Annotated in this window: 16 protein-coding genes; all 16 read left to right on the top strand. The window is 48.7% G+C overall.

Features of this window, described 5'->3' with window-relative positions:
• The first annotated feature begins 30 nt into the window (after positions 1–30).
• The 16 genes from uppS (at position 31) to ftsB (ending at position 19,242) form a co-directional block, all read left to right on the top strand.
• Positions 31–792: a polyprenyl diphosphate synthase gene (gene uppS / locus ACN0T0_RS04120; protein WP_417223621.1), complete on the top strand. Its 762-nt coding sequence runs from the start codon at positions 31–33 to the stop codon at positions 790–792.
• Positions 785–1,597, top strand: coding sequence for a phosphatidate cytidylyltransferase (locus tag ACN0T0_RS04125; RefSeq protein WP_417223622.1), 813 nt, complete (start codon positions 785–787; stop codon positions 1,595–1,597). The genes uppS and ACN0T0_RS04125 overlap by 8 nt, the downstream gene beginning before the upstream one ends.
• Before the next feature lie 11 nt (positions 1,598–1,608).
• Positions 1,609–2,961: a sigma E protease regulator RseP gene (gene rseP / locus ACN0T0_RS04130; RefSeq protein WP_417223624.1), complete on the top strand. Its 1,353-nt coding sequence runs from the start codon at positions 1,609–1,611 to the stop codon at positions 2,959–2,961.
• Between the two features lie 29 nt (positions 2,962–2,990).
• The gene (gene bamA, locus ACN0T0_RS04135; protein ID WP_417223625.1) at positions 2,991–5,300 is read left to right on the top strand and encodes an outer membrane protein assembly factor BamA; all 2,310 of its coding nucleotides are present in this window, start codon (positions 2,991–2,993) and stop codon (positions 5,298–5,300) included.
• 10 nt (positions 5,301–5,310) lie between these two features.
• Positions 5,311–5,802, top strand: a complete 492-nt coding sequence (locus ACN0T0_RS04140) for an OmpH family outer membrane protein (protein ID WP_417223627.1) — start codon at positions 5,311–5,313, stop codon at positions 5,800–5,802.
• Between the two features lie 7 nt (positions 5,803–5,809).
• Positions 5,810–6,850: a UDP-3-O-(3-hydroxymyristoyl)glucosamine N-acyltransferase gene (gene lpxD / locus ACN0T0_RS04145; RefSeq protein WP_417223628.1), complete on the top strand. Its 1,041-nt coding sequence runs from the start codon at positions 5,810–5,812 to the stop codon at positions 6,848–6,850.
• On the top strand, positions 6,847–7,287 hold the full coding sequence (gene fabZ, locus ACN0T0_RS04150; protein ID WP_417223630.1) for a 3-hydroxyacyl-ACP dehydratase FabZ: 441 nt from the start codon (positions 6,847–6,849) through the stop codon (positions 7,285–7,287). The genes lpxD and fabZ overlap by 4 nt, the downstream gene beginning before the upstream one ends.
• A gap of 2 nt (positions 7,288–7,289) precedes the next feature.
• On the top strand, positions 7,290–8,060 hold the full coding sequence (gene lpxA / locus ACN0T0_RS04155; RefSeq protein WP_417223632.1) for an acyl-ACP--UDP-N-acetylglucosamine O-acyltransferase: 771 nt from the start codon (positions 7,290–7,292) through the stop codon (positions 8,058–8,060).
• Between the two features lie 3 nt (positions 8,061–8,063).
• Positions 8,064–9,236, top strand: coding sequence for a lipid-A-disaccharide synthase (gene lpxB / locus ACN0T0_RS04160; protein WP_417223633.1), 1,173 nt, complete (start codon positions 8,064–8,066; stop codon positions 9,234–9,236).
• Positions 9,217–9,834, top strand: coding sequence for a ribonuclease HII (rnhB, locus tag ACN0T0_RS04165; RefSeq protein ID WP_417223635.1), 618 nt, complete (start codon positions 9,217–9,219; stop codon positions 9,832–9,834). The genes lpxB and rnhB overlap by 20 nt, the downstream gene beginning before the upstream one ends.
• Positions 9,835–9,844: 10 nt before the next feature.
• Positions 9,845–13,339 (top strand): DNA polymerase III subunit alpha, encoded by a 3,495-nt coding sequence (gene dnaE, locus ACN0T0_RS04170; RefSeq protein WP_417223637.1) that lies wholly within the window; start codon positions 9,845–9,847, stop codon positions 13,337–13,339.
• 119 nt (positions 13,340–13,458) lie between these two features.
• The gene (gene accA / locus ACN0T0_RS04175; RefSeq protein ID WP_417223639.1) at positions 13,459–14,412 is read left to right on the top strand and encodes an acetyl-CoA carboxylase carboxyl transferase subunit alpha; all 954 of its coding nucleotides are present in this window, start codon (positions 13,459–13,461) and stop codon (positions 14,410–14,412) included.
• Between the two features lie 72 nt (positions 14,413–14,484).
• The gene (tilS, locus tag ACN0T0_RS04180; protein WP_417223641.1) at positions 14,485–15,804 is read left to right on the top strand and encodes a tRNA lysidine(34) synthetase TilS; all 1,320 of its coding nucleotides are present in this window, start codon (positions 14,485–14,487) and stop codon (positions 15,802–15,804) included.
• 66 nt (positions 15,805–15,870) lie between these two features.
• Complete coding sequence (locus tag ACN0T0_RS04185) at positions 15,871–17,502, top strand: CTP synthase (RefSeq protein ID WP_417223643.1); 1,632 nt, start codon at positions 15,871–15,873, stop codon at positions 17,500–17,502.
• 30 nt (positions 17,503–17,532) lie between these two features.
• Complete coding sequence (gene eno, locus ACN0T0_RS04190; RefSeq protein WP_417223645.1) at positions 17,533–18,828, top strand: phosphopyruvate hydratase; 1,296 nt, start codon at positions 17,533–17,535, stop codon at positions 18,826–18,828.
• An 87-nt stretch (positions 18,829–18,915) separates the two neighbouring features.
• Positions 18,916–19,242, top strand: a complete 327-nt coding sequence (gene ftsB, locus ACN0T0_RS04195) for a cell division protein FtsB (protein ID WP_417223647.1) — start codon at positions 18,916–18,918, stop codon at positions 19,240–19,242.
• Positions 19,243–19,247 lie beyond the last annotated feature (5 nt).

Raw genomic sequence — 19,247 nt, forward strand, 5'->3', positions numbered from 1 at the left:
AGCCGGCGGCTGCGGCTGCCGGCAACTGATATGTCTGAAAAATTACAACTCAGCTTGCCTGCAGGCAGATCTGTTCCTCGTCATATTGCTATCATCATGGATGGCAATAACCGCTGGGCAAAAAAGAATGGTAAGGGAAGTCTTGCCGGCCATCGGGCAGGTGTTGATAGTGTTCGCAGTGTTGTGCGCGGTTGTGCGGAGCTGGGTGTTGAAGTATTGACTCTGTTTGCCTTCAGTAGCGAAAACTGGCAGCGACCACCTCTTGAAGTTAAAGGGTTGATGGAGCTGTTCGCGTTAGCGCTTGATCGTGAAGTTAAGAAGCTTCATAAGCATAATATTCGGATGCGGGTTATCGGTGATAAAAGCCGTTTTAGCCGCTCGTTACAAAAGAAAATTGATAAAGCTGAACAGTTAACAGCCGCGAATACCGGATTGATGATCAATGTTGCGGCCAATTATGGCGGTCGATGGGATATTGTTCAGGCAGCACAACGCTTTGCTCAGGAGTGCGTTGACGGACATTTTACCCCTGATCAACTGGATGCCGACCTGCTAGGTTCGATGGTCTGTTTGAATGATCAGCCGGCTCCTGATCTGTGTATTCGGACGGCGGGTGAGCAGCGCATTAGTAACTTTTTAATTTGGCAGATGGCTTATAGCGAATACTATTTTAGTGATTTGTTATGGCCTGATTTTGATAAATTTGCACTGAGTGCTGCGATTGAAAGCTACGCTAATCGCGAGCGACGCTTTGGTAAAACCAGTGAACAGATAGAGGCTGAGAATGCTTAAAGAGAGAATCTGGACCGCAGTCCTGTTAGCTCCGGTGGTTTTGGCGGGGCTTTTTCTCTCCAGCTTTGACGTTTTTAAGTTGTTTGTCGCCGGTATTATCTTACTTGGTGCTTGGGAATGGGCTAATCTGTCCGGTCTGATTCCCGCGACCGCTCGACTTGCATATACTTCCCTGATTGCAGCGTTAATTGCAGCACTGAACTATTACTCACCGAATGCTGACTTTGCTGATTTTCTTTGGCTAACCGCTCTTTTTTGGCTGATCGCTGCCTTTTGGGTGGTGCGTTACCCCCTTGCGAGTGACTGGCAATCGGTTTGGCAGCGGTCGTTGATTGGCGTGCTGGTGTTAACCTCGAGCTGGATGGCGTTAGTTCATTTGCAGCACCAGTCTAACGGTGTGGTACTGTTGCTGATGTTGCTTTTGCTTGTTTGGGGTGCCGATATTGGTGCTTATTTTGCGGGTAAAACGTGGGGGCGAGCAAAGCTGGCACCGAACGTAAGCCCGGGCAAAACCCGTGCAGGTCTGTGGGGCGGATTGGCATCATGTGCGGTTATCTCATTCTGTTTTGTTATCTATCTTGAACTTGATCTGCTTACAGGAGTCTATCTGATGCTGATAGCGATGTTAGCGGGTGTCGCTTCTGTTTTGGGCGATCTGTTTGAAAGTATGTTGAAGCGACATCGAGGCATTAAAGACAGTAGTCGTTTATTACCTGGGCATGGCGGTATTTTAGACCGGATTGATAGTATTACGGCGGCCGCTCCTGTATTTGTGCTCTGTTTGCATCTGTTGTCGATAAGTTGATTTGAGGAATGATGGATATTCTTAATACTGTCTTGGCGCTGATTGTTACCCTCGGTATTCTGGTAACGATCCATGAGTATGGTCACTTTTGGGTGGCTCGGCGTTGTGGCGTTAAAGTTTTACGATTTTCTGTTGGTTTTGGTAAGCCGCTGCTACGCTGGCGTGACCGGCTAGATACTGAATATGTTATTGCTATGATTCCCTTGGGCGGATACGTCTCGATGCTAGATGAGCGGGAAGGCGATGTCGATCCCGAGCTGTTAGATCAAACATTTAACCGTAAACCCGTATTGCAGCGTATTGCTATCGTGGCGGCTGGGCCAGTGGTTAATCTGATTTTTGCGGTACTCGTGTACTGGGCAATGTTTGTCTCGGGCGTTGAAAAAGTTGCGCCGGTGATTGGTGGTGTTACTGCTGCGAGTGTGGCTGAGCAGGCAGGCCTGCAGGTAGGGTTTGAAATCATGTCGGTCGCTGGCCGCGAGACCCATTCTTGGGATGATGTGAATCTAGCACTGGCAACCTATATCGGTGAATCAACTATTGTGCCATTAGAGGCGCGCCAAAGTGTCAATGGTGCTCGGCGGGAATATCGACTTGACTTGAAGGGCTGGCATTTTGATCCTGAAACGCAGAGTCCGTTGTCGGCCTTGGGTGTTCAGCCGTTTCGTCCGGTGTATCCAGCGGTGATTGGTCAAGTGGTGCCTGAGGGGGCGGCGGGTAAGGCCGGTTTGCTGGCCGGTGATAAAGTGACAGCAATAGATGATATGCCAGTATCAGAATGGCTACAGTTAGTGACGATCGTGCGTCAGCACCCGGGGCAAACACTGGATGTGACAGTGGAGCGCAATGGTCAGCCATTGTCATTGAATATTACCCCGGCAGATAAGCTTGAAGAGAGTGGGGTCGTTGGCTATATAGGCGCTGGAGTAGCGGCGGTTGCCTGGCCTCCAGAGATGCTGCGTCAGGTTCGTTATGGTGTGTTTGAGTCGATTAGTCATGCGGTTTCGAAAACGTGGCAGATGATTAGCCTAACGCTTGATTCTATTTGGAAAATGCTCAAAGGTATCTTATCGGTAAAAAACTTGAGTGGGCCGATAACCATTGCTAAAGTGGCCGGGGCTTCAGCGGCTTCGGGCGTTGAAGCTTTTGCTGGCTTTTTAGCATATTTGAGTATTAGTCTTGGTATTCTTAACCTCTTGCCAATTCCAATGTTGGATGGCGGTCATCTGTTGTATTATGCAGTTGAGTTGTTTCGGGGGCGACCTGTATCTGAGAAGGTACAGATGGTTGGCTTAAGGCTAGGTATGGCCGTTTTGTTTTCGCTTATGGGCGTCGCTATTTTTAATGATCTAATGCGACTTTAAATTTTCTCTTTTAATATAAGAACCAGTACATGAAGATCAGATTCGGACTTCTTTTTTCCCTGGCCCTTTATACATCGGTCGCTGTGGCACAATCATTCACTGTCGACGACGTGCGCCTGAAAGGGTTGCAACGAGTTGAACCAGGCTTGGTGCTTCGTAACCTTGATATTGATTCAGGGCAAAGCGTCGATCAAGGGGATATTGCTGAGGCGACCCGTCGAGTATTTCGTACCGGTTATTTTGATGATATCCGGATTGCTCGTGAAGGTAATGTACTGGTGGTTTATGTGCAGGAACGCCCAGCTATTAGCCTTATTCGTCTTGAGGGTAATAAAGTCATAGAGGATGATGTTCTACTGGACGGCCTGAAGCAAAATGGGCTGCGCGAAGGAGACGTGTTTAAGCGTGCGACATTGGATAAGATTCGTCAGGATCTGCTGCGGTTATATGCGGGCCAGGGGCGTTATGGTGCTGATATTCAAGCGGAAATTGAGCCGCTGAGTGAAAACCGAGTAGCACTGAATATTGATATTAAAGAGGGCAAAGTAGCCACCATTCAGCATGTCAATATTGTTGGTAATACGGTCTTTAGTGATGAAGAGTTAAAAGACGATTTCTCTCTAAAACTCCCAGGTTTCTGGGATTTTTTTAGTGACTCAGATAAATACGCTCGGGAAAAATTATCTGGTGACCTAGAACGTTTGCGCTCATTCTATCTCGATCGTGGATATATCAATTTTGCTATTGATTCCTCGCAGGTCTCCCTGTCACCTGATAAAAAACACGTTTATATCACCGTCAGTGTGACGGAGGGCGAGAAGTTTACTGTCGCAGGTGTTTCTGTGGCCGGTGAGTTAGTCGTTGATAAACAAGAATTACTGGATGCGATCACCGTCGTTGAGGGGACAACGTTTTCTCGTCGTGAAATGACAGAGTCTCAGGAAGCGTTGATTCGTAAGCTAGGAGATAAAGGTTATCTTTTTGCTAATGTGAGCCCAGTGCCGCAGGTTAATGATGATAATACCGTTAACTTACAGTTCTTTGTTGCGCCGGGTAAACAGACATATGTGCGCCGCGTTTCTATTAAAGGTAATACCAAAACTGCAGATGCGGTAGCTCGACGTTCTATGTCTCAGTTAGAAGGCGGACTCGTCTCTTCTGCTGCGATAGAGCGTTCGAAGCAGCGAATTGATCAAACCGGTTATTTTAAAGATGTCAATGTTGAGACAGTACCTGTGCCGGGAACTGATGATTTGGTTGATTTGGAATACAGTGTTATCGAAGACAATACCGGTAACTTTACTGCCAGTGTGGGCTTCTCCCAGACCAGTGGTGGTATTCTGAATCTGAGTGTTGAACAGGAAAACTTCTTAGGTTCGGGTAATAGTGTCGGCTTTGGTATTACTCAGAGTGATACCGTGACCGAATATAAATTTAGTTACGTTGAACCTTATTACACTGTTGATGGTGTGAGCCGTGGTTATAATATTTACTCTCGTGAAACGGACTATGAAGAGGAAAACATAAGTAACTACTCCACAGATACTATTGGGGCCGGCGTTAATTTTGGTTACCCCATGGATGATTACCAGCGCTTGAACTTCGGATTGAACTACGAGGGGGTAAAGGTTAAAACCATTTCGGGTACAACATCTCAGGAAGTTTATGAGTTTATTCAAAACGAAGGTGATGAGTACCAAATCTTTAATGTGAGTTTAGGGTGGAGTGATAATCACCTAAACCGGAAAGTTTTCCCAACGAATGGTTATTCCCAGAGTGCATCTATCGAGATTGGTATTCCCGGTAGTGACCTGTCCTATCATAAAGAACAGTATAAAGGCCGTATCTATATGCCGTTAACGGCAAATAAAGAGGGTTTGATTGGTTCTTTGCGTGGTCGTGTAGCCTTTGCGGGTAAGCTTAGCGACAATGAGTATCCATTCTTTAAGAACTATTATAGCGGCGGTTTAAGCTCAGTGAGAGGGTTTGACTCGAACTCATTAGGGCCAGAAGACTCTAACGATGATCCCTTTGGCGGTAATGTGGCGCTTGATCTGAGTGCCGAGTTGATCTTCCCCGTACCTTTTATAAAAGATTCGAGTTCCATGCGAACGTTATTCTTTGTTGACGCCGGTAACGTCTTTCAAACAGATTGCCCTGTTGTGAGTAGTAACTGTGAAAACGGTATTGATCTTGGAGACTTGCGTTATTCGACCGGCTTCGGTTTTAGTTGGTTAACCCCGATTGGACCGATCTCTATTGCTCTAGCTAAAGCATTGAATGCTGAAGAAGATGATGATGAGCAATTCTTTGAGTTTGCACTTGGCAAAACGTTCTAAGGAGAAAAAAATGTTTCGACCACTGGTAGTTATTCTCGGTGTAGTGCTGAGCTTCAATGCGATGGCTGAAAAAGTAGCCACCCTGAGTGTGCAGCAAGCGTTGCTGAGCAGTAAGGCCGCTGATACGTTTCGTGAAAAATTGAAAACTGAATTTAGCAGTGAACAAAAGCAGTTGTTAGAGTTGGAAGGGCAGGCAAAGAAACTTCAAGATGCTATTCAGAAAGGTGCGGGTACTCAGTCAAAAGAGGTACAAGACCAGCAGCGTGTTCAATTTCAGAAAGCTTATGGTGAATATCAGCGCTTAGGTCAGGTGTTGCAGCAGAAGCAGCGTGCCCGTGAAGAGGGGTTTTTGAAAGATATGCGCCCTAAGCTCGATGCCGTTATTCGTGATCTAATCAAAAGCGAAGGTTATGATTTAGTGGTGAATAAACAAGCCACGATTTATGCGAAGCCAGAACTCGATATTACTCCTCGGGTTGTCGAATTACTGAATAAGAAGTAAGTGATCTATGGCTAAGCCACGCTTTACCGTGTCTGAACTGGCAGGTCTGCTAGGTGCAGAGACGGTTGTTTCGAATCATCTGATCGATGGTATCGGAACGCTTGAGTCGGCCACTGAACATCAGCTGTCTTTTTTGCATAGCGGACGGTATCAGCAACACTTATCAGTGTCGCAGGCTGGTGCTGTATTAGTGCGACCTGAGCATCGGGATGACGTATCATCAATTGCCTTGGTAGTGGCAGACCCTTATATCGCTTATGCTCATGCAACGGCATTGTTTTGCGAGCAGCAGGCTGAAAGTGTTATTAGCCCGTTGGCGGTGATCAGCGATTCTGCCGTTATTGGCGAGCGTGTGGCCATAGGTCCGCATACAATGGTTGATGCGCGTTCTGTTATTGGTGCCGGAGTGAAGGTCGGTGCGAATAGTGTTATTGGACCCGATTGTGTGATCGGTGAAAATACTCGTATTGCTGCGAATGTAACCCTGTACAATAAGACTGTAATAGGTGCTAACTGTGTTATTCATAGTGGTGCTGTGATCGGTGCGGATGGTTTTGGTTTTGCCAATAATCAGGGTGAATGGCTTAAGATATATCAGTTAGGCGGTGTTCGATTAGGCGATCGTGTTGAAGTGGGTGCTAATACGACGATCGACCGAGGCGCTTTAGATGACACAGTGATTGGGCATGGTGTGATTCTTGATAATCAGATTCAGGTCGGTCATAACGTTAATATTGGTGATAATACGGCGATAGCGGCTTGTTCGGCTATCGCGGGCAGCACTCGGATAGGTAAAAACTGTACTATCGCAGGGGCTTGCGGTATCGCTGGGCACCTAAGCATTGCCGATGGTACCCACATTACGGCGATGACCATGGTCAGTAAGTCGATCTTGGAAGCCGGAGCGTTTTCATCAGGTACAGTGATGGAACCGCATCAGCAATGGAAGCGAAATGCGGTGAGATTTCGTCATTTGGACGAACTATCTCGTCGGGTTAAAAGTTTAGAGAAATTTGTAAAGCAGCATACTGAAGGTCAGCCTGAATGATGATGGATGTAAAAGAGATCCGCAAATATTTACCTCACCGCTACCCCTTCCTTCTGGTCGACAGAGTGGTTGAGTTGGTCCCGGGTGAGTCAATCGTTGCCTATAAAAATGTCACTGTGAATGAGAACTTCTTCAACGGCCATTTTCCGGATCATCCGGTGATGCCAGGCGTTCTCATTATTGAGGCAATGGCGCAGGCTGCCGGTATTCTGGGCTTTAAAACCATGGAAAAAACCCCGGAAGATGGTTCAATATACTATTTCGTCGGTTCTGATAAAGTACGTTTCAAGCGTCCCGTTGTACCTGGAGACAGGCTGCAGCTGGAAGCGAAGATTATTTCAGAAAAGCGTGGTATCTGGAAATTTGATGTCCGTGCTACCGTCGATGGTGAAATAGCCAGTTCAGCAACCATTCTTTGCGCAGATAGAAAGGTGTAGATTTGATCCACTCCACGGCCATTATTGACCCGTCCTCCCGTCTGGCTGATGATGTTGAAGTGGGACCATGGACTGTTATCGGCCCTAACGTTGAGGTCGGTCCTGGGACCAAAATTCATTCCCATGTGGTTATTAAGGGGCCGACAAAAATCGGCTCTGATAACCATATCTATCAGTTTGCTAGTATTGGCGAAGACTGTCAGGATAAAAAGTATAACGGTGAACCCACCGAGCTGTTAATCGGAGACAATAATGTCTTTCGAGAAGGTTGCACGGTTCACCGGGGTACGATTCAAGATAACAGTATTACTATCATTGGCAGCCATAACCTCTTTATGGCTAACGTGCATGTTGCCCATGACTGCATCGTTGGTGATCATAATATTCTAGCGAATAACTGCGCCTTGGCAGGGCATGTTCATCTCGGTGATCATATTATTCTCGGTGGCTTCACTGCTGTGCATCAGTTTTGTTTGATTGGGTCGCACAGTATGTGTGGTGCAGGGAGCGTGGTGCTTAAGGATATTCCGGCGTTTGTTATGTCCAATGGTAATAGTGCTCAGCCCCATGGTATCAATGCTGAAGGTTTGAAACGCCGCGGCTTCTCGCCCGCTGCGATTCAGAATGTCAAGCGTGCTTATAAAATCATCTACCGTCAGGGGTTGAAACTTGATGAGGCGATTTCACAATTGGAACGGCTAGTCATTGATACTCCTGAGATCAAGCTACTGTCCGATTCACTCAAGGCTTCAACTCGAGGCATCATTCGTTAGGATATGAGTACCCTGCGTATTGGTATCGTTGCCGGTGAGGCATCCGGTGATATTCTGGGTGCCGAGCTTCTGGCTGAACTTAATCATCGTTTTCCCGAGATAACGGTTGAAGGTATTGGTGGTGAATTGATGCAGGCTGAAGGCTGTGTCAGTTTGCATCCTATGGAGCGTTTGTCGGTCATGGGGCTGGTTGAGGTGTTGGGTCGACTGAGAGAGTTGCTTGGCATTCGTAAAGCCCTAGTAAAGCATTTTATCCAGCAACCGCCGGATATCTTTATTGGTATCGATTCCCCTGATTTTACCTTAAATCTAGAAGGTAAATTACGCCAAGCCGGTATTCCTACTGTGCATTACGTTAGTCCTTCCGTTTGGGCATGGCGTAGTAAGCGGGTGTTTAAGATACTTAAAACGACCGATTTAATGCTGACCCTGTTCCCCTTTGAGGCAAAATTTTATCAACGTCACGGTATGTTGGTAGAATTTGTCGGCCATCCTTTAGCCAATATGATTCCCCTTGAGCCTGATCAGAGTGCCGCTCGTTCCGATCTTAAACTCCCCCATGGTCAACGGATAGTGGCGCTGATGCCCGGTAGTCGTGGTGGCGAGCTTAAATATTTAGCTGAGCCTTTTTTAGATACGGCACGTTGGTTGTTGAAACGGCACGCTGATCTGGTATTTGTCGTGCCGGCGGCGAATCAAGAGCGCTATGATCATCTAAGCGAATTGATTGATCGTCAATACAGTGATCTACCCATTGTGTTGGTTCTAAAACGTTCCCGTGAAGTATTAACGGCGTGCGATGCGGTGTTAATCGCGTCGGGGACTGCAACTTTGGAGGCGTTGTTATTGAAGAAGCCTATGGTGGTGGCCTACCGGATGGCACCGTTGACCTATGGAATTCTCTCTCGCTTGGTTAGTAGTGAGTATATTTCGTTGCCCAATTTATTGGCGGATGCGCCGCTGGTGCCAGAAATTCTGCAAAATGATGTGCGACCAGAGATATTAGGCCCCGCCGTTGAGCAGGCCTTGATCGATAGTGATGGGCGGAGTGAGTTAAAGCAGCGCTTTAGCGAGATCCATCAGCAGTTGCGTCAAGATGCGAGCAAAAAGGCCGTCGATGCAATCGTGCGCTTATTAGCATCCCACGGGGGGCAAGATGGCACAGCAGAGGCTTAATTCGTCGGCCGCACGTTTGATTGCGGGGGTTGATGAAGTAGGGCGTGGCCCGTTAGTCGGTAATGTGGTTGCGGCAGCGGTCATTTTGGACCCTAGTCGACCCATCGAAGGCTTAACCGACTCGAAAAAACTATCTGAGAAAAAACGTGAACAGCTGTTTCCGTTGATTCAAGCGCGTGCGCTGGCGTGGTCGATCGCTTGGGCGAGTCCCGAAGAGATTGATCAGTTAAATATTTTGCATGCGACCATGTTGGCGATGCAGCGGGCGGTATTGGGCTTAAGTGTGACGCCTGACCTTGCCTTGATTGATGGTAATCGTTGTCCGCCGGGTTTGCCCTGTGAAGCGCAAGCGATTGTGAAGGGGGATCTAAAAGAGCCCGCAATTAGTGCTGCTTCAATTTTGGCAAAAGTTTATCGTGATCGGGAAATGGTGGCATTGGACCAATGTCATCCGGGTTATGGTTTTGCTAAGCATAAAGGGTATCCAACCGCCCTGCATATGGAACAACTGCGTCGATTAGGCCCGCTGCCTGAGCACCGTCGCAGCTTCAAACCGGTGGCTGAGCGACTAGCGTTAAACACTGACATAATTGATTAAACGAGTTGAAATGACTGATCCGGCATTTGTACATCTCCGTCTGCATACCGAGTTTTCACTGGTTGATGGACTTGTTCGTATTAAAGAACTGGTTAATGTGGCGAAAGAGCAGCAGATTCCGGCGATCGCTATTACGGATCAGGTTAACCTGTTCGCCTTGATTAAATTCTTCAAAGCCACCACCGGTGCAGGTATTAAACCCATTTTTGGGGCTGATATTTGGATCGAAAATGACGCGGACCCTGAGGGTACGCCTCATCGAATGACGCTATTGGCGATGAATGATCAGGGTTATCGTAACCTGATGGAGTTGATTTCTCTGGCCTATGAGAAAGGTCAAAATATTCAGCCAGAGCTAGCGCTGTTGAAACGAGGTTGGATTGCGGAGCGCTCTGCGGGACTGATCGCGTTGTCCGGTGCTAAAGATGGCGAAATAGGTCGGGCGTTAGCTGATAACGATTCTGCCCATGCTGTTCTGGCGCAGTGGCAAGCCGTATTTCCTGATCGCTTCTATCTAGAGATTCAGCGTACTGGTCGCCCCGGTGATGAAAGTTGTGTGCATGCAACGGTTCAGTTAGCCCATGACACGGGCTGCCCCTTGGTGGCAACCAATGAAGTGATGTTTCTACGCCCGGAAGATTTTGAGGCCCATGAGGTACGCGTTTGTATCAACCAAGGACGCACACTCGAAGACCCTCATCGGCCGAAGCATTATAGTGATCAGCAATATCTGCGAACGGCTGAAGAGATGGCTGAGCTGTTTAGCGATATACCTGCGGCGGTTACCAATACCGTCGAGATTGCTAAGCGTTGTAACGTTGAGTTGGATCTGGGGACCTATTATCTACCGAAATATCCTATCCCTGAAGGGGTAACGATGGATGAGTTCTTCGCGGAGGTGTCTTGGAAAGGCCTGGAAGATCGGCTGGAAATTCTGCTGGATAAGAATGATCCAGACTACGTGGAAAAACGTCGTCCATATGAAGAACGGTTGCGATTTGAGCTCGATATCATTACCCAGATGGGTTTCCCCGGTTATTTCCTGATCGTGATGGACTTTATTCAGTGGGGCAAGGATAACGGCGTGCCCGTTGGCCCGGGTCGAGGGTCGGGTGCGGGGTCACTGGTCGCCTATGCGCAGAAAATCACCGATCTAGACCCACTAGAATACGATCTGCTATTCGAGCGATTCCTTAACCCTGAACGGGTATCGATGCCTGACTTCGATATTGACTTCTGTATGGATAACCGCGACCGCGTGATCGACTATGTGGCTGAGACCTATGGTCGAGATGCGGTATCGCAGATTGTCACCTTTGGTACCATGGCCGCTAAAGCGGTGGTGCGTGACGTAGCCCGTGTGCAAGGTAAGCCCTTTGGCTTGGCAGATAAACTGTCTAAGCTGATTCCGTTTGAAGTGGGTATTACCCTGACCCGTGCGATGGTTGAAGAACCCTTGATGAAGGAGTTCGTCGAATCTAGCGAAGAAGCGCAAGAAATTATGGAGATGGCCCTTAAGTTGGAAGGCCTGACCCGTAACGTGGGTAAGCACGCCGGTGGTGTGGTCATCGCACCAACTAAGTTGACCGATTTCTCCGCTACCTACTGTGATGAATTTGGTCATGGCTTGGTGACCCAGTTTGATAAGAGCGATGTGGAGGAGGCCGGACTGGTTAAGTTCGACTTCTTGGGGCTGCGTACCTTAACCATCGTGGACTGGGCGGTGAAAACCATCGACCGTATTCGGGCCAAAACCGGTGAAGAACCGCTGAATATTGCTCTAATTGACTTGGAAGATCCCGCGACCTTTGAGTTGCTCAAGTCGGCGGAAACCACCGCGGTGTTCCAGCTCGAATCCAGTGGTATGAAGGACCTTGTGCGTCGTCTAAAACCTGACCGTTTTGAAGATATCGTCGCCTTGGTAGCGCTGTTTCGGCCGGGGCCGCTGCAATCGGGAATGGTTGATGACTTTATTCTACGAAAACATGGTCAAGCTGAGCTGGCATATCCCCATGCAGATTACCAGTTAGACAGCCTGCAGCCGGTACTGGAGCCTACCTACGGCATTATCCTGTATCAGGAACAGGTTATGCAGATCGCCCAGGTGATGGCCGGTTATACCCTCGGTGGTGCAGATATGCTGCGTCGAGCGATGGGTAAGAAAAAGCCCGAAGAGATGGCGAAGCAGCGAAGCTCGTTTTTGGAAGGTTCTGCGGCGAATGGCATCGATCCAGATTTGGCTGGGAATATCTTCGACCTGGTGGAAAAATTTGCCGGTTATGGTTTTAACAAATCCCACTCAGCGGCCTATGCCTTGGTGTCATACCAGACCGCTTGGTTGAAAACTCATTATCCAGCGCCTTTTATGGCGGCGGTACTGTCTTCCGATATGCAGAACACCGATAAGGTGGTGATCTTTATCGAAGAGTGTCGCACCATGAAATTGCCCTTGGTGCTGCCCGACGTTAACTGGGGTGAATACATGTTTACCGTTAACGATAAGGGTGAAATTGTTTATGGTTTGGGGGCAATCAAAGGCGTGGGTGAAGGGCCCATAGAAGCCATTGTGGCCGCTCGCGATGAGGGTGGTCAGTTCAAGGATATCTTCGATTTCTGTAAGCGAGTGGGTAGTAAAAAACTTAATAAACGAGTTTTGGAAGCCTTGGTCCGTTCAGGCGCGTTGGATCACCTTGGGCCGGATCGTGCTCAGCTTTGGGCGGCGATTGGCGAGGCGCTTAAAGCGGCAGATCAGTCTGAGCGCAATCAGAGTGCTGGAATGTTCGACCTGTTTGGTGAGGTCGAAGCCGAGCAGCCTCGAGATCCCTATGCTGAGTACATGAAGCTGCGGCAGTGGACTGACAAAGAGCGTCTGCAGGGTGAAAAAGATACCCTAGGTCTCTATGTGACCGGTCATCCTATTGATGAGTATGAAGCCGAGCTACCGCACTTTATTACGCGTCGAATTGCCGAGCTAGTGCCGCAGCGGGGACAGCAACAGAAGATGTTGGGGCTCGTGGTGGATGTGCGGGTCAAGAAAACTAAGAAAGGTGATTCGCTCTGCTTTGTTACCTTGGATGATCGAACCTCCCGCATCGAGATATCCCTATTTGGTGAGGCCTACGATGAATATCGACCGTTATTGAATAAAGATGCCATACTGCTGATCGAGGGTGAAATTACCATCGATAGCTATTCGGGCACCGATAAGCTTAAGGTGCGCGGTAATAAAATTATCGATATAACCCAGTGTCGGGCTCGGTATGGACAACATATAGAGATCGATTGTGATGCTGTGCAGTTGAAAGATCGCCCCTTAAGGGCTTTTGAATCACTGCTTGAGGCTCATAAAGGGCGAGTCACTATGCCAGTTGCGTTACGCTATAAAAGCCAAGATGCGGCAGCAACCCTCTGTCTTGGCGATGCCTGGCAGGTGCAACCAACGGATGAGCTTTTGCTCAAACTGAAAGATCAATTTGGTGGCGATGCAGTCAAGATTAGCTACTGATTCAGGCTGGTTCTTGATCGCGACACAGGGTAGAATTAGGCCAACTTTTTTATCGTCGGCTGATCTCTGTTGCTACTGTGTCCCGGCCGGAACGAAGCGAACTTACGGAATATCAATACATGAATCCCAATTATCTGGATTTTGAACAGCCAATTGCAGACCTAGAAGCAAAAATTGAAGAGCTGCGTCTGGTTGGCGATGACAATGAACTGAATATTGAGGAAGAGATCTCAAAGTTACAGGCGAAAAGCCGTACACTGACGAAGTCGCTTTTTAGTGACCTGAGTGAATGGCAGATCTCGCAGATTGCCCGTCATCCTCAGCGTCCGTATACCCTCGATTATGTAGACATGATCTTTGATGAGTTCGAAGAGATTCATGGGGATCGTCATTTTGCTGATGATCGAGCGCTGGTCGGTGGTATTGCACGGCTTGAAGGTCGCCCAGTGATGGTGATTGGGCATCAGAAAGGACGCGAAGTTAAAGAAAAAGTACGTCGTAATTTCGGCATGCCTCGTCCTGAAGGTTACCGTAAAGCATTGCGTTTGATGGAGATGGCCGAGCGTTTTAAGATGCCAATTCTGACGTTTATTGATACACCGGGGGCTTATCCGGGTATTGATGCCGAAGAGCGTGGGCAATCAGAAGCGATCGCATTTAATCTCGCGGCGATGTCCCGCCTGAATACACCGATTGTTGCTACCGTTGTGGGTGAAGGCGGCTCCGGTGGCGCATTAGCGATTGGTGTATGTGATGAATTGATGATGCTGCAATACTCAACCTACTCGGTGATTTCGCCAGAAGGTTGCGCCTCTATTTTGTGGAAAAGTGCCGACCGCGCACCGGATGCCGCGAAGGCGATGGGTCTAACGTCCGATCGCTTGCATGCGTTGGGTCTGGTCGATCAAATCGTCGATGAACCGTTAGGTGGTGCTCACCGTGACCATGCACTGATGGCCGCTAACCTGAAAAAGCATCTGCTGGAAACGCTCGAGCGATTGACCGATATCGAGACCGACGAGCTTATTGAAAGACGTTATCAGCGTTTGATGTCCTACGGCATTAGCCAGTAACATCGGAACCGTCGTTAAATCGGCGGTTTTTTTTGCCTGTCAGTATGGTGAAAGACTGGTATATAGATCGTTATGAAAGACTTACAGCGTCACTTTAATCAGCAGCTTGAAAACCATCCCCACGAGGTAAAGCGCTGGGTGATCGGTTTAAGCGGGGGGCTCGATTCGGTGGTGTTATTACACTTAGCTGCGAGAGCTTTGCCGGCCTCACAGTTATTGGTGGTGACCATTGATCATCAGTTGCAAGCCCAATCAGCTCAATGGACTGCCTTCTGTAGTCGTTTAGTGGCTTCGCTTAATCTCCCCTTTTATCAGCAGCAGGTTATTGTCGCAGATGGTGCGAGCTTAGAGCGGGCCGCTCGCGATGCGCGTTATCAGGCTTTTGACAATATCTTACAGCCGGGTGATTGTCTGCTGCTGGCACATCATTTGGATGATCAAGCCGAAACCTTACTGTTTCGCTTCTTGCGAGGGACAGGCGTGCGTGGGATGGCAGGAATGCCCCAGCGTCGACTGTTAGGGCAAGCAAGTTTGTTTCGGCCGTTATTGGCAGTTTCTCGCCAGACATTACATCGCTGGGCGATAGCCGAACAGTTGCAATGGGTTGAAGACCCTAGCAATAGTGATCCCTCGTTTGATCGTAATTTTCTTCGCCATCGTATTCTGCCGTTACTACACCAGCGTTGGCCTGGTTTTACTCACCGTTGGGCGGCTACAGCGGGACACATGCGTGAGTCTGAGCAATTACTGGATGATCTTGCCACATTGGATATGGCATCGGTGGCCAGCGGTGATGGGCTGGATTGCCAAGGATTAATGGGGTTGAGTCAGCGGCGGCGACATAATCTGCTGCGTTATTGGTGTCGTCGAGTGGGTGTTAGCCTCGGTGAGACGCAATTGCGAGCGGTCACGCAATTGATCAATGCCGCTGATGATCGGCAGCCGCAGCTGTCCTTTGGAGCGCTGCAGTTACGGCGGTATCAAGGAGTGCTGTTGTTGCAAGCCGCGCTTGAGGCCGTTCAGTGGGGTCATCGACCGTTGTCACTTAATGGAGTGCAGATTACCCAAGGCTGCTTAGAGGTCAGCTGTGAATCGGGTGTGACGGGGTTGCAGTCGCTAGCGGGAGTGACGGTACGCAACCGGCGCGATGGCGATCGCTGCAGACCATTAGGGCGTGGCGGGTCGTGCTCATTGAAGAAGCTATTTCAGGAACATAAGATCCCTGCGTGGCAACGAAATAGCTGGCCGGTGTGTGTGGTCGGTGATGAGATTGTGGCGCTGCCAGGAATCTGTCTCTGCGAAGATTGGCAGAGTGAAAAAAAAGGCCATGGTTTTGCGTTGAAATGGCAGCCAACTGCATTGTCTGTTCAGGGTGATTCTGATACCCTGTAGCCCCATCTTTAGTAGCTGTTTTTTGAACAGCACGACTCACTTTTCACGACCAGATACAGGTTCCTCATGACGCGATATATTTTCGTCACAGGCGGTGTTGTTTCCTCTTTGGGGAAAGGCATTGCATCCGCTTCACTTGCAGCAATTCTTGAGGCCCGGGGGCTGAAAGTTACCATGCTGAAATTGGATCCGTATATCAACGTAGATCCCGGGACGATGAGCCCCATTCAACATGGTGAGGTATTTGTTACCGAAGATGGCGCCGAGACTGACTTGGATTTAGGTCACTACGAGCGTTTCATCCGCACGACTATGTCGAAGCGCAATAACTTTACTGCGGGGCGTGTCTATCAGCACGTGCTGCGTAAAGAGCGGCGTGGTGACTATCTTGGCGGTACGGTGCAGGTTATTCCGCATATTACCGATGAGATCAAGCGCCGTGTACTCGAAGGCTCTGGTGATGCGGATATCGCCCTGGTTGAAATCGGCGGCACGGTCGGTGATATCGAATCGTTGCCCTTTATGGAAGCGGTGCGTCAACTACGCGTTGAACTGGGTGCCCGTCGAGCCATGTTTATGCACTTGACGCTGGTGCCTTATATCGCCACAGCAGGTGAGATCAAAACAAAACCGTCTCAGCACTCGGTAAAAGAGCTGCGTTCGATCGGTATTCAGCCTGATATTCTGGTGTGTCGTTCTGATTTTGCTCTGCCGATCTCTTCGCGTCGTAAACTGTCTCTGTTTACCAATGTGGAAGAGCGTGCGGTTATCTCTCTGCCTGATGCTGATTGTATTTATAAAATCCCTCGCATGTTGAGTGAACAGAAACTGGATCAGATTGTTATTGAGCAGTTTAATCTGGAATGCCCGCCTGCGGATCTGACCGAATGGGATCGGGTCTCCGATGCGAAGCTTAATCCGCATCGTGAAGTGACTATCGCGATGGTCGGCAAGTATATGGAGCTGCTGGATGCCTATAAGTCGCTGATTGAAGCGATCTCTCATGCCGGTATTGCGCTGCGTACTAAAGTAAATATCAAATATATTGATTCTGAGCAGATCGAACGCGACGGTGTTGATTTGTTAGAAGATGTATCGGCGATTCTGGTGCCGGGTGGTTTTGGCGAACGGGGGGTCGAAGGTAAAATCGCAGCGGTTAAGTATGCTCGGGAAAACAAGGTTCCTTATCTTGGTATTTGCTTGGGTATGCAGGTGGCGGTTATTGAATATGCACGTCATGTTGCTGGCATCACTGATGCGAGCAGTACCGAGTTTGATGCAAATACCACTTCACCCTTGATCGGTCTGATCACCGAGTGGATGACAGAAGAGGGCGCGAAGGAAGTTCGCGGCTATACCGATGACTTGGGCGGCACCATGCGTTTGGGGGCTCAGATTTGTACCCTGAAAGAGGGTACAACTGCTTATCAGGCTTATGGTTCTATTGAAATTAAAGAACGTCATCGTCATCGTTATGAAGTTAACAACAATTATGTTGCTCAGCTTGAAGAGGCGGGTCTGGTTGTTTCTGGACGCTCTGTCGATGGTGAACTGGTTGAAGTTGTGGAAGCGCCGGATCATCCGTGGTTTGTTGCCTGTCAGTTCCACCCTGAATTTACCTCTACCCCAAGGGATGGCCACGGTTTATTCAGCGGCTTCATCGAGGCAGCGTTAACTTACGCAGATCTTGAAAAATAAAGAATACTTATCATTTTTGGAGTTTAGTCAATGGCACAGATTGCTGACATTAAAGCCCGTGAAGTTCTTGATTCCCGTGGTAACCCGACCGTTGAGGCCGATGTAATTTTGGCTTCCGGTATAATGGGCTCTGCCTGCGCACCTTCCGGAGCGTCTACCGGTTCCCGCGAAGCATTGGAGCTGCGTGATGGTGATAAAGGCCGTTATTTGGGTAAAGGTGTTTTGAAGGCCGTAGCGGCTGTTAATGGTGTTATCCGTGATGCGTTGATTGGTATGGATGTGACGGATCAACGTGCGTTAGATAATACGATGCTGGCGCTGGATGGCACTGAGAACAAAGAAAACCTCGGGGCGAATGCGATTCTAGCGGTTTCGCTGGCGGCGGCTAAAGCGGCTGCACTGGTTAAAGGGATGCCCCTTTATGCCCATATTGCTGAGATTAACGGTACTGCGGGTCAGTTCTCATTGCCTGTGCCAATGATGAATATCCTTAACGGTGGCGAGCACGCGGACAACAACGTCGATATTCAAGAGTTTATGGTTCAGCCGGTTAACTTTACTAAGTTCTCCGATGGCTTGCGTTGTGGTGCTGAGATCTTCCACTCTTTGAAGGCGGTCCTAAAAGCTCGAGGCCTGAGTACAGCCGTCGGTGATGAAGGTGGTTTCGCACCTAACCTTGCATCTAATGAAGAAGCACTGGTGGTTATTAAAGAAGCGATCTCTAATGCCGGTTATGAATTAGGTAAAGATGTTACCTTGGCACTCGATTGTGCAGCGTCTGAATTCTACCAAGATGGCAAATATGATCTTTCAGGGGAAGGTAAAATCTTTGATGCTGAAGGTTTTAGTGATTATTTGGCTGCACTGACCGAAAACTATCCTATCGTTTCTATCGAAGATGGTTTGGATGAGTCTGACTGGTATGGTTGGGCGTATCTGACGAAGAAGATCGGCGACAAGATTCAACTAGTCGGGGATGATCTGTTTGTTACTAACACCAAAATTCTGAGCCGGGGTATCGAGCAGAGCATCGGTAACTCAATCTTAATCAAATTCAACCAGATCGGTTCTCTGTCTGAGACACTGGATGCGATTAAGATGGCGAAGGATGCTGGCTTTACCGTGGTTATCTCCCACCGTTCCGGTGAAACAGAAGATACTACTATCGCCGATTTGGCGGTGGGTACGGCAGCCGGTCAGATTAAGACGGGTTCACTGTGTCGTTCTGATCGTGTCGCTAAGTACAACCGTTTACTGCGCATTGAAGAAGAGTTGGGTGCCGGCGCTGTTTACAACGGTTTATCTGAAATTAAAGGTCAGGGTTAACTTTTAACTGATCTGTGAAATACTAGGGGGCTTAACGCCCCCTTTTTTGACTATATAGAATATGAGTGCTGCTAGGCTGTGTTTCGTTTGAGTTTATTTCGTTCGATATCGTTACTGCTGTTGATCTGTTTGATCGGCCTGCAATATCGACTATGGTTTGGCGAAGCTAATCTCGGCGATGTGCAAGCATTACAGCAGGAGATCGAACGGCAACGGGCTGAAAATGACCTTCTGGTGAATCGTAACCATCAGTTAGATGCCGAGGTTAAAGACCTTAAGCAAGGACTGGAGGCGCTAGAAGAGCGAGCCCGAAATCAGCTGGGAATGGTGAAAGAGGGTGAGTCCTTCTTTCAATTGGTTCCCGCGTTGCCAGGTAAACCACCGGCCGATAGCGGTCAGCCACGGAACCCCTAGCGTCA

Source organism: Amphritea sp., from assembly GCF_048266285.1.
Taxonomy (GTDB): Bacteria; Pseudomonadota; Gammaproteobacteria; order Pseudomonadales; family Balneatricaceae; genus Amphritea.

Bases quoted from the DNA above. Each gene is read 5' to 3' on its own strand.
- uppS (WP_417223621.1), top strand. From the start codon at position 31: ATGTCTGAAAAATTACAACTCAGCTTGCCTGCAGGCAGATCTGTTCCT.
- ACN0T0_RS04125 (WP_417223622.1), top strand. From the start codon at position 785: ATGCTTAAAGAGAGAATCTGGACCGCAGTCCTGTTAGCTCCGGTGGTT.
- rseP (WP_417223624.1), top strand. From the start codon at position 1,609: ATGGATATTCTTAATACTGTCTTGGCGCTGATTGTTACCCTCGGTATT.
- bamA (WP_417223625.1), top strand. From the start codon at position 2,991: ATGAAGATCAGATTCGGACTTCTTTTTTCCCTGGCCCTTTATACATCG.
- ACN0T0_RS04140 (WP_417223627.1), top strand. From the start codon at position 5,311: ATGTTTCGACCACTGGTAGTTATTCTCGGTGTAGTGCTGAGCTTCAAT.
- lpxD (WP_417223628.1), top strand. From the start codon at position 5,810: ATGGCTAAGCCACGCTTTACCGTGTCTGAACTGGCAGGTCTGCTAGGT.
- fabZ (WP_417223630.1), top strand. From the start codon at position 6,847: ATGATGATGGATGTAAAAGAGATCCGCAAATATTTACCTCACCGCTAC.
- lpxB (WP_417223633.1), top strand. From the start codon at position 8,064: ATGAGTACCCTGCGTATTGGTATCGTTGCCGGTGAGGCATCCGGTGAT.
- rnhB (WP_417223635.1), top strand. From the start codon at position 9,217: ATGGCACAGCAGAGGCTTAATTCGTCGGCCGCACGTTTGATTGCGGGG.
- dnaE (WP_417223637.1), top strand. From the start codon at position 9,845: ATGACTGATCCGGCATTTGTACATCTCCGTCTGCATACCGAGTTTTCA.
- accA (WP_417223639.1), top strand. From the start codon at position 13,459: ATGAATCCCAATTATCTGGATTTTGAACAGCCAATTGCAGACCTAGAA.
- tilS (WP_417223641.1), top strand. From the start codon at position 14,485: ATGAAAGACTTACAGCGTCACTTTAATCAGCAGCTTGAAAACCATCCC.
- ACN0T0_RS04185 (WP_417223643.1), top strand. From the start codon at position 15,871: ATGACGCGATATATTTTCGTCACAGGCGGTGTTGTTTCCTCTTTGGGG.
- eno (WP_417223645.1), top strand. From the start codon at position 17,533: ATGGCACAGATTGCTGACATTAAAGCCCGTGAAGTTCTTGATTCCCGT.